This is a genomic window from Mesorhizobium sp. 01N446 (assembly GCF_056399285.1).
This window is the reverse complement of record NZ_JBFTRA010000044.1, coordinates 1-449: the sequence shown is the minus strand read 5'-3', so window position 1 is coordinate 449 and position 449 is coordinate 1. Positions and strand designations below refer to the sequence as shown.

Below are 449 nucleotides of genomic sequence, written 5' to 3'. Positions count from 1 at the left end.
GGACCTACACCGCAAGCTCGGCCCACAATGAGTTCGTCGCCGGCCAGCATTATACCGAGAACTTCGAYGTGGYCAGTGCCGAYGGCACCCACACCTCGGTSGCCATCGACATCCTCGGCACCAACGACGCGGCGGTTCTCTCCTCCGCATCGGTCAATTTGACGGAGGCCAAYACSGCAGCGGCGATCAGCACTTCCGGCACGCTGACCATCTCCGATGTCGACAGTCCTGCGACCTTCGTCGCTCAGGCCGCAACCGCCGGGACCTACGGCACCTTCGCCATCAATGCGGCCGGTGCCTGGACCTACACCGCAAGCTCGGCCCACAATGAGTTCGTCGCCGGCCAGCATTATACCGAGAACTTCGATGTGGTCAGCGCCGACGGCACCCACACCTCGGTCGCCATCGACATCCTCGGCACCAACGACGCGGCGGTTCTCTCCTCCCTC

1 protein-coding gene is annotated in these 449 nt (G+C 63.9%); it reads left to right on the top strand.

Going from position 1 to position 449, the window contains the following annotated elements; genetic code table 11:
* The coding region (locus AC1DPX_RS35140) for a VCBS domain-containing protein (RefSeq protein ID WP_477242612.1) at positions 1-449 on the top strand (449 nt) is incomplete at both ends.